This is a genomic window from uncultured Kluyvera sp., from assembly GCF_902485085.1.
GTDB lineage: Bacteria > Pseudomonadota > Gammaproteobacteria > Enterobacterales > Enterobacteriaceae > Kluyvera > Kluyvera ascorbata.
Genome location: NZ_CABTJS010000066.1, coordinates 1 through 11,020, shown reverse-complemented (window position 1 = coordinate 11,020; position 11,020 = coordinate 1). Strand labels below are relative to the sequence as shown.

The 11,020-nt window shown below is 52.6% G+C and carries 16 protein-coding genes; 10 read left to right on the top strand and 6 right to left on the bottom strand.

Annotation, left to right across the window (positions count from 1 at the left end; translation table 11 throughout):
- The 4 genes from rplQ to RDN66_RS07480 all read left to right on the top strand — a co-directional run.
- The coding region (gene rplQ, locus RDN66_RS07495) for a 50S ribosomal protein L17 (protein ID WP_308537746.1) at positions 1 to 237 on the top strand (237 nt) is incomplete at its 5' end.
- 109 nt (positions 238 to 346) lie between these two features.
- Positions 347 to 715 (top strand): DUF1992 domain-containing protein, encoded by a 369-nt coding sequence (locus RDN66_RS07490; protein ID WP_035894994.1) that lies wholly within the window; start codon positions 347 to 349, stop codon positions 713 to 715.
- Positions 716 to 717: 2 nt separating this feature from the next.
- Positions 718 to 1,131, top strand: coding sequence for a Zn(2+)-responsive transcriptional regulator (zntR, locus tag RDN66_RS07485; RefSeq protein ID WP_035894995.1), 414 nt, complete (start codon positions 718 to 720; stop codon positions 1,129 to 1,131).
- Positions 1,132 to 1,201: 70 nt separating this feature from the next.
- Positions 1,202 to 1,417 carry an alternative ribosome-rescue factor A gene (locus RDN66_RS07480; protein ID WP_202217082.1) on the top strand — a complete coding sequence of 72 codons (216 nt, stop codon included), beginning with the start codon at positions 1,202 to 1,204 and terminating at the stop codon, positions 1,415 to 1,417.
- Here RDN66_RS07480 and mscL read toward each other — a convergent pair whose 3' ends face one another.
- The 5 genes from mscL to def all read right to left on the bottom strand — a co-directional run bounded on the left by mscL (position 1,418) and on the right by def (position 6,189).
- Complete coding sequence (gene mscL / locus RDN66_RS07475) at positions 1,418 to 1,828, bottom strand: large-conductance mechanosensitive channel protein MscL (protein WP_035894999.1); 411 nt, start codon at positions 1,826 to 1,828, stop codon at positions 1,418 to 1,420.
- A 148-nt stretch (positions 1,829 to 1,976) separates the two neighbouring features.
- Positions 1,977 to 3,353 carry a Trk system potassium transporter TrkA gene (gene trkA / locus RDN66_RS07470; RefSeq protein WP_035895001.1) on the bottom strand — a complete coding sequence of 459 codons (1,377 nt, stop codon included), beginning with the start codon at positions 3,351 to 3,353 and terminating at the stop codon, positions 1,977 to 1,979.
- A gap of 21 nt (positions 3,354 to 3,374) precedes the next feature.
- Positions 3,375 to 4,664, bottom strand: a complete 1,290-nt coding sequence (rsmB, locus tag RDN66_RS07465; RefSeq protein ID WP_202217084.1) for a 16S rRNA (cytosine(967)-C(5))-methyltransferase RsmB — start codon at positions 4,662 to 4,664, stop codon at positions 3,375 to 3,377.
- Positions 4,665 to 4,717: 53 nt separating this feature from the next.
- Positions 4,718 to 5,665, bottom strand: a complete 948-nt coding sequence (gene fmt, locus RDN66_RS07460; RefSeq protein WP_035895005.1) for a methionyl-tRNA formyltransferase — start codon at positions 5,663 to 5,665, stop codon at positions 4,718 to 4,720.
- Positions 5,666 to 5,679: 14 nt separating this feature from the next.
- A complete protein-coding gene (def, locus tag RDN66_RS07455) occupies positions 5,680 to 6,189 on the bottom strand; it encodes a peptide deformylase (RefSeq protein ID WP_035895006.1) in 510 nt (169 codons plus the stop codon).
- 129 nt (positions 6,190 to 6,318) lie between these two features.
- Between def and dprA the strand changes: the two genes are divergently transcribed.
- From dprA to RDN66_RS07425, 6 genes are read left to right on the top strand one after another with little or no spacing between them, the layout of a single operon-like run.
- Positions 6,319 to 7,443, top strand: a complete 1,125-nt coding sequence (gene dprA / locus RDN66_RS07450; protein ID WP_202217085.1) for a DNA-protecting protein DprA — start codon at positions 6,319 to 6,321, stop codon at positions 7,441 to 7,443.
- The gene (gene smg, locus RDN66_RS07445) at positions 7,415 to 7,888 is read left to right on the top strand and encodes a DUF494 family protein Smg (RefSeq protein ID WP_123650834.1); all 474 of its coding nucleotides are present in this window, start codon (positions 7,415 to 7,417) and stop codon (positions 7,886 to 7,888) included. The genes dprA and smg overlap by 29 nt, the downstream gene beginning before the upstream one ends.
- Before the next feature lie 26 nt (positions 7,889 to 7,914).
- Positions 7,915 to 8,469 (top strand): type I DNA topoisomerase, encoded by a 555-nt coding sequence (locus RDN66_RS07440; protein WP_072011405.1) that lies wholly within the window; start codon positions 7,915 to 7,917, stop codon positions 8,467 to 8,469.
- Positions 8,462 to 9,034 carry an L-threonylcarbamoyladenylate synthase type 1 TsaC gene (tsaC, locus tag RDN66_RS07435; RefSeq protein ID WP_202217086.1) on the top strand — a complete coding sequence of 191 codons (573 nt, stop codon included), beginning with the start codon at positions 8,462 to 8,464 and terminating at the stop codon, positions 9,032 to 9,034. Before RDN66_RS07440 ends, tsaC begins: the two co-directional genes overlap by 8 nt.
- Positions 9,035 to 9,037: 3 nt before the next feature.
- Positions 9,038 to 9,856 (top strand): shikimate dehydrogenase, encoded by an 819-nt coding sequence (gene aroE, locus RDN66_RS07430; RefSeq protein WP_202217087.1) that lies wholly within the window; start codon positions 9,038 to 9,040, stop codon positions 9,854 to 9,856.
- Complete coding sequence (locus RDN66_RS07425; protein WP_202217088.1) at positions 9,853 to 10,110, top strand: DUF1488 domain-containing protein; 258 nt, start codon at positions 9,853 to 9,855, stop codon at positions 10,108 to 10,110. Before aroE ends, RDN66_RS07425 begins: the two co-directional genes overlap by 4 nt.
- Here RDN66_RS07425 and RDN66_RS07420 read toward each other — a convergent pair.
- Complete coding sequence (locus tag RDN66_RS07420; protein ID WP_035895013.1) at positions 10,086 to 10,640, bottom strand: gamma carbonic anhydrase family protein; 555 nt, start codon at positions 10,638 to 10,640, stop codon at positions 10,086 to 10,088. The two genes, RDN66_RS07425 and RDN66_RS07420, sit on opposite strands and share 25 nt — an antisense overlap.
- Positions 10,641 to 11,020 lie beyond the last annotated feature (380 nt).

The window sequence follows — 11,020 nt, the reverse complement described above, 5'->3', positions numbered from 1 at the left end:
CTGATTACTCTTGCCAAGACTGATAGCGTTGCTAATCGTCGTCTGGCATTCGCCCGTACTCGTGATAACGAGATCGTGGCAAAACTGTTTAACGAACTGGGCCCGCGTTTCGCGAGCCGCACCGGTGGTTACACTCGCATTCTGAAGTGTGGCTTCCGTGCAGGCGACAACGCGCCGATGGCTTACATCGAGCTGGTTGATCGTTCAGAATCGAAAGCAGAAGCAGCTGCAGAGTAATCTGTAGTAAAGTAAAAAAACCCGCCTCGGCGGGTTTTTTTATATCCTCGCTACCCCCACCCTTCTACAATAGTCGTATCTTTTCTGTTCATTTCTCCGGAGTAGTTGTATGTGGTTACTGGATCAATGGGCCGAACGTCATATTGCCGACGCACAGCGCAAAGGTGAGTTTGATAATTTGCCTGGCCAGGGTGAACCACTGGCGCTTGACGATGACTCAGCCGTACCCGAAGCGTTACGATCTGGCTACCGATTGCTGAAGAATGCAGGGTGTTTGCCTCCGGAACTTGAGCAGCGTAAGCAGGCCGTTGAATTGGCCGATTTGCTGAAAGGTATTCGTCGGGAAGATGAGCGCTACCAGGAACTGAGCCGTCGGCTGGCGCTGATGGAGCTGAAGTTGCAGCAGGCAGGATTAAGCACCGATTTTTTGCGCGGTGACTATGCCGATAAGCTGATGAGCAAAATTAACGAGGAGTAGCTATGTACCGGATTGGTGAGCTGTCAAAACTCGCTGGCGTCACGCCGGACACCGTGCGCTATTATGAAAAACAGCAGATGATGAGCCATGATATTCGCACTGAAGGCGGCTTCCGTCTTTATACCGCGGACGATCTCCAGCGTCTGAAGTTTATCCGCTATGCCCGACAGCTGGGGTTCACCCTTGAGTCGATCCGCGAGCTACTCTCGATCCGCGTGGATCCCGCGCATCATACCTGCCAGGAATCGAAAGGGATCGTTCAGGCTCGCTTGAGTGAAGTGGAGTCACGCATTGAAGAGTTACAGGCGATGCAGCGTGCACTGAAGCAGCTGAATGATGCCTGCTGTGGGACTGCGCATAGCAGCCAGCACTGTTCTATCCTTGGCATTCTTGAAGAGGGTGCGGGCGCATCGTAAAATGCGAGTTGAGTGTTCGCATAATTGGGTCTACACTCGCCGCGTAATAAACACACAATCAGGAGATGTTATGAGCCGCTATCAGCATACTAAGGGTCAGATTAAAGACAATGCCATTGAAGCCCTATTACATGATCCGCTGTTTCGTCAGCGCGTAGAAAAAAATAAGAAAGGGAAAGGTAGCTATCTGCGGAAAGAAAAACACGGTAAGGGGTATGAACGGGAGGCCAGTGGCAAACAAGCGATGCGCTTTTTTACCACTGGCTTTCTGCTTTCTGCGGTCTGATTAAGAACGGTTGTTCTGTTCTTTCAGCAGGTCGCGAATTTCAGACAGCAGCACTTCTTCTTTGCTTGGTGCCGGAGCGGCAGCTGGCTCCTCCTTCTTACGGTTAAGCTTGTTGATAAGCTTAATGGCCATAAAGATGGCGAAAGCAACAATCACAAAATCAAAAATGTTCTGAATGAATACGCCGTAGTGCATGACCACTGCTGGTACATCGCCCTGCGCGTCGCGTAGTGTTACTGCGAACTGTTTAAAATCAATCCCGCCAATTAATAGCCCGAGTGGTGGCATGATGATGTCCGCAACTAAAGACGATACAATCTTGCCAAACGCTGCACCAATAATGACACCCACTGCCAAATCGACAACATTTCCTCGCATCGCGAATTCGCGAAACTCTTTAATAATGCTCATTTTATTCTCCCTTGTGCTAGCTGACGTTTATAAGTTTAACAAATGTTTATTTAATTTCCATTGGGGATAATAAATATGCTGGCATTAATTAACCCTTAAATAATAGAAGGTTAATAAAAAAGGCGCTCTGTTGAGCGCCTTTGCGAAATTAGAGGAAGAAGGGACTTGGCTGGAACAGGCGTTCCACATCCGAAATATATTTTTTATCGGTCAGGAACATTATCACGTGATCCCCTTGCTCAATGCGTAAATTGTCATTGGCAATCATCACGTCATTTCCACGAACGACAGCACCGATAATTGTGCCTGGTGGCAGCTTAATTTCATCAATAACACGGCCAACCACGCGTGACGTGCTTTCATCACCGTGCGCAACGGCTTCAATGGCTTCGGCAACGCCGCGGCGCAGAGATGACACGCCGACGATATCGGCTTTACGCACGTGGCTCAGCAGGGCTGAGATCGTGGCCTGCTGCGGGGAGATCGCAATATCGATAACGCTGCCCTGCACCAGATCAACGTAGGCTTTACGCTGGATCAGCACCATCACTTTCTTGGCGCCCATTCGCTTGGCCAGCATTGCCGACATGATATTTGCTTCATCATCGTTGGTAACGGCAATAAACAGATCCACTTGATCAATATGCTCTTCCGCCAGCAGCTCTTGATCCGACGCATCGCCAAAGAAAACGATCGTATTCTGTAGTTTCTCAGCAAGCTCTGCCGCACGTTGTTGATTACGTTCAATCAACTTCACGCTGTAATCTTTTTCCAACTGGCGAGCCAGACCTGCACCGATGTTCCCGCCGCCGACCAGCATAATGCGCTTGTACGGTTTCTCCAGACGCTGAAGCTCGCTCATTACCGCCCGAATATGCTGTGATGCGGCAATAAAGAAGACCTCATCCCCAGCTTCCACGATCGTTGAGCCCTGCGGGCGAATTGGACGATCGTGACGGAAAATGGCCGCAACGCGAGTATCGATATGCGGCATATGTTCGCGCATGGTTGAGAGAGCATTACCAACTAACGGCCCACCGTAATAGGCCTTAACCACCGCCAGACTCACTTTACCTTCGGCAAAGTTGACGACCTGCAGCGCCCCCGGATATTCAATCAGGCGGTAAATATTGTCGATAACCAACTGCTCTGGCGCAATCAGGTGATCGATAGGCACGGCATCGCTGTGGAACAGTTTTTCTGCATCGCGCACGTAGTCCGGAGAACGGATACGTGCGATACGGTTCGGTGTGTTGAACAGCGAGTAGGCGACCTGACAGGCAACCATATTGGTTTCATCTGAACTGGTCACCGCGACGAGCATATCGGCATCATCGGCGCCCGCTTCGCGCAGTACCCGGGGATGAGAGGCGTGACCCTGCACAACGCGCAGGTCGAACTTGTCCTGCAGGCTGCGCAGACGCTCGCCGTTAGTATCGACAATCGTGATGTCGTTATTTTCGCCGACCAGGTTTTCCGCCAGCGTACCGCCAACTTGCCCGGCACCCAGAATGATAATTTTCATCAGTTGCGACCCGTTATCTCATCACTTCTTGATTAGCTTAGCGTAGAAGAAACCATCGCCTTCTTCTGCGCCCGGTAAATTCTGTTGGCCTGGCTGTTCAGCGGTTCCCGTATCGCTGAGCACGGCATCCGGCGTACGCGCCAGGAACGCAGCAATCTGCTGCTGGTTCTCTTCCGGTAAAATAGAGCAGGTCGCATAAACCAGCGTCCCGCCCGGCTTCAGACGAGCCCAGGTGGCGTTGAGAATTTCAGCCTGCAGCTGAGCCAGCTCAGGGATATCGCGATCGCGGCGCAGCCACTTGATGTCCGGGTGGCGACGGATTACCCCGGTGGCGGAGCATGGTGCATCCAGCAGAATGCGATCGAACAGCTGCTCTTCGCACCATTGCTCTGGATAGCGGCCATCACCCTGCTTAACGGTGGCTTTCATGCCAAGGCGTTTGAGGTTGTCGTAAACGCGTGACAGACGCTTTTCATCAACATCAACAGCCAGCACGTCAGCCTGTGGTGCGACTTCCAGAATATGGGTGGTCTTGCCTCCAGGCGCGCAGCACAGGTCGAGGATCTGTTCACCGTTCTCCGGCTGTAGATAGCGCATGCAACCCTGAGCGGATGCATCCTGTACGGTAACCCAGCCCTGCTCGAAGCCTGGCAAAGCTAACACCGACGCAGGCGTTTCCAGCCGCACGGCATCCGGATAGTCCGGGTGCGGGAAACCGGTCATGCCGGCTTCGGTTAATAATGCTAACCAGGCATCACGAGAATGGTGGTTACGGTTAACGCGCAGCCACATCGGCGGGCGTTGGTTATTGGCCTCAAGAATGGCTTCCCACTGCTGTGGATAGGCATTCTTGATGCGCTTGACCAGCCAGGAAGGATGCAGGAATCGTAAGTCGCTTTGCGAAAACTCAGAAAGCAGCTCTTCCTGACGACGTTGAAACTGGCGTAATACCCCGTTGATCAGCCCTTTAAGCTGTGGACGTTTGATAACCACGGCGCCTTCAACGGTTTCGGCCAGCGCGGCGTGCGGTGGAATACGGGTATGCAACAACTGATAGAAGCCGACCATAATCAGGTAGTGAACGGTGCGCTGTTTGCCCGTCATTGGACGTTCCATCAGCTGCTGAATCATCCACTCAAGCTGGGAGAGCGTACGAAGCACGCCGAAGCAAAGCTCCTGCAGCAGTGCTTTGTCTTTATCGGTGACTTTTTGCTGCAATGCAGGCAGTACGTTGCTCAACGACTGCCCCTTTTCGACGACCTGTTCTACGGCCTGAGCCGCCATGCTGCGTAAATTAAGATGTTTTTTCATAACCGTAAAAATAAAAATGCCCGGAGACTCCGGGCTTTAAAAGGTATGAACCGTCAGAGTAGACGGTTGCCGGGTACAAACCATTCCCGGCGTGAGTTCAGCAGATCCTGCGCGCTCATCGCCTTCTTACCCGCAGGCTGCAGCGAGATAAGGTTCAGAATCCCATTGCCAGTAGCGACCTGAATCCCCTGGCGCGTGGCTTCGAGGACTGTGCCTGGCTCAGCTCCCGCCGGTTTATCAATCACCGTTGCCTGCCAGATTTTTACCGGCTGCTCATCAATGACGATGTAGCTCATTGGCCACGGGTTGAAGGCGCGGATGCAGCGCTCGAGCTGTGCTGCGCTGAGCGTCCAGTCAACAAGCGCTTCTTCTTTGCTGAGCTTCTCGGCATAGCTGACCAGCGCTTCATCCTGCACTTCAGGCTTCGCGGTACCCGTTGCTAGCAGATGTAGCGTATGGAGTAGCCCCTGAGGTCCCAGCTCTGCCAGTTTGTTGTAAAGACTCGCGCTGGTATCTTCAGCGGTAATCGGGCAGGAGAGCTTATGCAGCATATCACCCGTATCCAGGCCAACATCCATCTGCATAATGGTCACACCGGTTTCCGTATCGCCAGCCCACAGCGAACGCTGAATAGGCGCTGCGCCGCGCCAGCGTGGGAGCAGAGAACCGTGGACGTTGATGCAGCCAAGGCGTGGCATAGCCAGCACGGCTTTTGGCAGGATAAGCCCATAGGCGACCACGACCATCACGTCAGCCTGTAGGTCTGATACCAGCTTCTGGTTTTCTTCTGGGCGCAGCGAGACCGGCTGGAATACCGGAATGCCTTTCTCTTCGGCCAGTACTTTGACCGGGCTTGGCATCAGCTTCTTGCCGCGACCGGCAGGGCGATCGGGCTGGGTAAATACGCCAACGACCTGGTGCTCAGACGACAACAGCGCGTCAAGATGACGCGCTGCAAAGTCAGGGGTACCCGCAAAAATAATACGTAGTGAATCTGACACGTTAATCCTTATCCTTAGGCACGCGCGTTCAGGCGATCCAGTTTCTCAACTTTCTGACGAATACGTTGCTGTTTTAACGGAGAAAGATAATCGATAAACAGTTTACCGACCAGGTGGTCCATCTCGTGCTGAATACAGATAGCCAGCAGGCCGTCAGCCTCGAGCTCAAACGGGTTGCCATTGCGGTCGAGAGCGCGAATTTTCACGCGTTCGGCACGTGGCACTAGTGCCCGCTGTTCAGGGATAGACAGGCAGCCCTCTTCAATCCCGGTATCGCCGTCTTTTTCCAACAGCTCAGGGTTGATCAGCACCAGTTGTTCGTCACGATTTTCAGAAACATCGATAACGATAATGCGTTGATGGATATCGACCTGCGTTGCCGCGAGACCAATACCTTCCTCGGCGTACATTGTCTCGAACATATCGTCGACAATTCGCTGAATTTCTTCATTCACTTCTTTTACCGGCGCAGCGACTTTGCGAAGACGCTCGTCCGGGATATGTAACACTTGCAAAACTGCCATAAATATCCAGAGTTCTGTTCAGGAGTAGGAAAGATTATTACCTCTATTCTAGACAAAACCCCCTCTAATTGACAGCATCACTGACCAATCGCAAGGATTGCTGGTGCCGTATGTGGCAAGGAGGAAAGGATGTCCCCAGAAGAGATAGCCTTCCGGCTGGTGAAGGTAAATGATTTATACGGCGATGAGATGCTGCAGGTCATGTGCGCACTTCGCCAGGCACGAGAAATTACCCGGCAGACGCTTCATTTAGCAGGTTTAAATGTCAAACAGACTGAACGTTTTTTCTCGTTAACTTCTGCGGATATGGCGTTAGCCCTGGCGTGGCTCGCAACGCCGGGTAATCATTTGCTGTTTGCGGACTCACCCTATTATCCTGCTCCGCTTCGCGCTATCCGTGATTATCCTGCGGTACTGTGCGTGCGAGGGAGTCTGGCGTTGCTAAGTACACCCCAACTTGCCGTCGTCGGCAGCCGTCAGCATTCCCACTATGGCGAACGATGGGGGCGTTATTTTTGTGAAGCGCTGGCGCATCTTGGGATCACTATCACAAGCGGCCTGGCATTGGGCATTGATGGTGTTGCCCATCGAAGTGCCTTACAAGCCGACGGTAAAACGATCGCGGTCCTCGGGAGCGGCCTGAACCACATTTATCCCCATCGACACAGGGCGCTTGCCGACAACATTGTTGGGCGCGGCGGCGCGCTGGTGTCAGAGTTCTCGCTGAATGCCACGCCTGCGCCTTACAACTTCCCGCGTCGTAACCGGATTATCAGCGGGCTAAGTCGCGGCGTATTCGTGGTGGAAGCGGCGTTGCGCAGTGGTTCGTTAGTCACAGCGCGATGTGCTCTGGAGCAGGGGCGAGAGGTTTACGCGCTCCCTGGGCCGCTGGGTAACTCGGGCATGGAAGGGCCGCATTGGCTTATTAAGCAGGGTGCCATGACGGTAACGGAACCTGAGGATTTTCTGGCGCTTTTTCCAGAATTAAACAGACATTTGTCCGATAAGCCAGAAATGATAAATAATTGCGCAGATAAGGAATGTGTAGCATTGCCATTTCCTGAGCTCCTGGCTAACGTAGGAGATGAGGTAACACCTGTTGACGTCGTCGCTGAACGTGCCGGCCAACCTGTGCCAGTAACCGTGGCTCAGCTACTTGAACTGGAGTTAGCAGGGTGGATCGCAGCTGTACCCGGCGGCTATGTCCGATTAAGGAGGGCAGGCCATGTTCGACGTACTAATGTATTTGTTTGAGACCTACATCCATACCGAAACAGACATGCGCGTAGATCAGGACAAACTCACTCGGGATCTCACCGATGCAGGGTTCGAACGTGAAGACATCTTCAACGCGCTGATATGGCTGGAAAAGCTCGCCGACTATCAGGAAGGCCTCGTAGAACCGATGCAGCTTGCGTCCGATCCTCTCTCCGTGCGTATTTTTACCGAGGAAGAGAGTCAACGACTGGATGCTAGCTGTAGGGGATTCCTGTTATTCCTTGAGCAGATTCAGGTGCTGAACCTCGAAACGCGGGAGATGGTTATTGAACGCGTCATGGCGTTAGATACAGCAGAGTTTGAGCTGGAAGAGCTGAAATGGGTCATTTTGATGGTTCTATTCAATCTTCCGGGCTGCGAAAACGCCTATCAACAAATGGAAGAATTACTCTTCGAGACGAATGAAGGTATGCTGCATTAATTCATTTTGTGGCATCAAGAGTTGTTATGGTCAAATCTGCACTGTTTACGGTGCCTAAACACGAGCCCTGCCCACAGTGCGGGGCCGAACTGGTCATACGGTCCGGTAAACACGGGCCGTTTCTTGGCTGTTCCCATTATCCGGAATGCGATTACGTTCGTCCCCTGAAAAGCCAGGCGGACGGACATATCGTCAAAATTCTGGAGGGGCAGTCTTGTCCTGAGTGTGGTGCCGTGCTGGTGTTGCGCCAGGGGCGCTTTGGCATGTTCATCGGATGCAGTCAGTATCCTGAATGTGACCACACTGAAGTTATTGATAAGCCAGATGAAACGGCCATCGTCTGCCCCGCGTGCCAACAAGGTCACCTGGTACAGCGCCGCTCTCGCTATGGCAAAAACTTTCATTCCTGCGATCGCTATCCGGATTGCCAGTTCGTCATTAACTTCACACCGGTAGCGGGGGAGTGCCCCGAGTGCCATTACCCGCTGCTTATCGAAAAGAAAACGGCGCAGGGCGTAAAACGCTTTTGTGCCAGTAAACAATGTGGAAAGCCGGTACCGGCGAAACAAATCAGTGAATAAAAACCTGCCATCAGAGGCCGTACAGCGTGCGGTTGTTGCTCTGAATAATAAAGAAGTCATCGCTTATCCAACCGAAGCCGTGTTTGGCGTCGGCTGCGATCCCGATAGTGAAGAAGCCGTCATGAATCTGCTGGCGTTGAAACAGCGCCCGGTAGAGAAAGGTCTCATCCTTATTGCTGCGAGCTTCGAACAACTTAAACCTTATATTGACGACAGCATGCTGACCGATGAGCAGCGCGCCACCGTGTTTGCCCGCTGGCCAGGTCCGGTGACCTTCGTTTTCCCGGCGAAATCAACCACGCCAGGCTGGCTGACCGGTCGCTTTAGCTCGTTGGCCGTTCGCGTCACGGATCACCCGGTGGTGATTGCGCTCTGCGAGGCTTACGGTAAACCGTTGGTTTCTACCAGCGCCAATCTGACGGGGCTGCCACCGTGCCGGACAACTGCAGAAGTGCTTGCGCAGTTTGGCAATGACTTCCCGGTGGTAGATGCTCCGACAGGGGGCCGCCTCAACCCATCTGAAATTCTTGATGCCCTGACGGGCGAACGTTTCCGCCAGGGGTAAACCGTGGAAAGCTATGTTGTTTTTGGTAACCCGATAGCGCACAGCAAGTCGCCATTCATTCATCAGCAGTTCGCTGAACAGCTGAGCATTACTCACCCTTACGGGCGCATGTTGGCACCGCTGGATGGTTTCGTTGAAACCCTGGAAACTTTTTTCAAGCAGGGAGGAAAAGGGGCAAATGTCACCGTTCCTTTTAAAGAAGAAGCGTTTGCCCGCGCAGATGAATTGACGGAGCGTGCTGCGCTGGCGGGGGCGGTCAACACGCTTAAGCGTCTTGATGACGGACGAATTCTTGGGGATAACACCGACGGGATTGGTCTGCTGAGCGACCTTGAACGACTGGGGCTGATTAAACCAGGTTTTCGCGTGCTACTTATTGGTGCTGGTGGTGCGGCCCGTGGCGTACTGCTGCCGCTGCTCTCTTTAGACTGTAACGTGACGATTACCAACCGTACGCATGCCCGAGCTCAGACACTAGCTGAGCTATTCCGACATACTGGTAGCGTGAGCGCGCAGGCGATGTCTGAACTTTCCGGGCATGAGTTTGACCTTATTATTAATGCCACCTCCAGCGGTATTGCAGGGGAGACGCCACCCATCCCCGCTTCACTGATTAATAGTCATGTTTGCTGTTATGACATGTTCTATCAGAAAGGAGATACAGCCTTTCTGGCATGGTGTGTTCAGCACGGCGCAAAACGCTATGCCGATGGGCTAGGTATGCTGGTGGGGCAAGCGGCGCATGCCGTTTTACTGTGGCACGGTATTCTGCCAAACGTTGAACCGGTCATTGCTTCTCTTAAACGAGAGTTGGGCGTATGAATCAGGCTATTCAGTTTCCTGAACGGGAGGAATGGCGAGAGGATCTACAGGTGGTCTGCTTCCCGGCGTTGGTAAATGGTATGCAGCTCATGTGTGCGCTCAGGGCAGATGTCATGACGCGCCGCTTTGGCGGGGAGCAGCCCCAGCAGTGGTTATCGCTATTCCGTGAGAATCGCTGGGATCTGGAAGAAGAAGCCAGCGATCTTATTCGTGAGCAGCAGGAAGACAATCACGGCTGGGTGTGGTTGTCCTGATCCAGATAGTCGTTTTTCCACTTCACATAGTTATTGGCCGAATAGCGTAACCCTTCGAGTTCGGCCTCTTTCAGCGGACGGATCTGCTTAACCGGGCTTCCCAGATAAAGATAGCCACTCTCCAGGCGCTTATGCTGCGGAACCAGGCTGCCGGCACCAATCATCACATCGTCTTCTACTACTACGCCATCAAGCAATATAGAACCCATCCCCACGAGCACGCGGTTACCGATAGTGCAGCCGTGCAGCATGACCTTATGGCCGACCGTGACATCCTCGCCAACGATCAGCGGGTTTCCATCTGGGTTTTTCGCCGATTTATGCGTGACGTGAAGGACGCTGCCATCCTGGATATTGCTTCGCGCGCCAATCTGGATGTAGTTAACGTCACCACGTGCGGCTACCAGTGGCCAGATGCTGACATCATCGGCTAAACGAACGTCGCCGACGATAACGCTGGAGTCGTCGATCATCACGCGATCGCCGATGACGGGGAATAAATCTTTATAGCGGCGTAAAACGGCAGACATGTTTACCTCTTTAAAACGGTGTCATGATGAGATTTCTTCCCATTATTGACCCAATCTGTGCGTTTCTCATCTCAAAATTTAAGCAAATTGCGCACTTACAGCGCAAAAAGTGTGAAAAAGCGACACTTAGAAAAAAAAGTGAGAAAAGGGGTTGTGTGAAAAACAAAGTTCCCTATAATGCGCACCCACTGAGACGGCAAACGTGAATTACTTCACACTAACTAGCCGGTTCGGTTGAAGAGAAAAACCTGAAAATGAGGGTTGACTCTGAAAGAGGAAAGCGTAATATACGCCACCTCGCAACAGTGAGCGAAAGCCGTGTTGCACTGCTCTTTAACAATTTATCAGACAATCTGTGTGGGCACTCGAAGATACGGATT